Below are 1,135 nucleotides of genomic sequence, written 5' to 3'. Positions count from 1 at the left end.
ACGGCCGCGTCCTGTCCGTCCCGCACCTGCACGGGCGGCACACGCCGCCCGGTCCCGAGCAGAGCGGAGGTGACGAGCTCGTCCCAAGTACGGTTCATGCGCTGCCTTTCCTGACGGATGGGGCGATACGGGCTGCCCGGGAGGGGCCCGGCACCGCCGGTGGGGTGGTGGGGTGGTCGCTCGCCGTTGCGGCGGGGGCGCGAGGCGGCGGGGCCGGGCGTCGTGCGTGGGCCGGTGGTCGTCAGAGAGCGACCGGATCCGGGGCCCACGTGGCCAGAGGGGTGACGCCCCTGTGGCCGTATTCGGCGAAGACCTTGATCGGGGCGCCGCCCGATATCGAGGCCAGCTGCCACAGGGCGGTGCTGTCGCGGTGCCGGGGATCCACGGGCAGGGCGGCCGGACCGCCCTCGGCGTCGGCCAGTTGCCAGTGGCCGTCCGGGGCCGGGACCGGGACCACGCCGTCGAGGACGACCGGCCACGCCTCCAGCCAGGGGTCGTCGCGCAGGGCCTCCCCGTACGCGGAGAGGGCCGCTTGCACGCCGCCCCCCGGCGGCGGACCCGCACCCTCCACGGGCGGGGCGTGACGCGTGCCGAGCGCGGCGCGGAGCGGGTGCGCCGCCGGGTGGTAGACGAGGTCCGCGTCCAGGGACAGGCCCACGGGCAGGGACAGTTCCGGTGCCCGGCCGGCCGCTCCGTAGGAGAGGAGCAGGGCCATCCGGCCCGAATCCCGGCCGTGGAGCCAGATCCGGCGGGTGACCAGGCGCCCGTCGTCGCCGTCCCGCTGCGCCAGCACCAGCCAGTGGTCGCGCACCGGCGTCCCGGACGCGAGCAGCGCCGCGGCGTCCGTGGTCAGGCCGACCCGCGACCGGACCGTCGCGGCCAGGGGCTCCGGCAGCTCCTCCAGGCGCAGCCACCCCTGGTTGAGGGTGTGCAGCAGGGCGCACTCCTCCAGCAGCCGGCCCGCCCAGTCGGCGCCCGAGCCCGGCAAGGCCGCCAACTCCCGCACGCGCGCGGCGAGACCGGGCGCCTGGGCGTCGACCATGCGGGCCGCCGTCTCGTCCCACTGCCCGTACCCCGCGCCCTCCGCGGCCGCCAGCCCCCCGCGCAGCAGGTCGGCGAGCCGCTGCTCCAACTC

At 77.5% G+C, this 1,135-nt stretch carries 1 protein-coding gene; it reads right to left on the bottom strand.

Features of this window, described 5'->3' with window-relative positions; all coding sequences use genetic code 11:
* Positions 1 to 241 precede the first annotated feature (241 nt).
* The coding region (locus tag V7793_RS37785) for a hypothetical protein (RefSeq protein WP_336014271.1) at positions 242 to 1,135 on the bottom strand (894 nt) is incomplete at its 5' end.

It is taken from the genome of Streptomyces sp. KLMMK, assembly GCF_036961605.1.
Classification (GTDB): domain Bacteria; phylum Actinomycetota; class Actinomycetes; order Streptomycetales; family Streptomycetaceae; genus Streptomyces; species Streptomyces telluris.
Note: the sequence above shows the minus strand (reverse complement) of the source record. Positions and strands in the feature narration are given on the sequence as shown.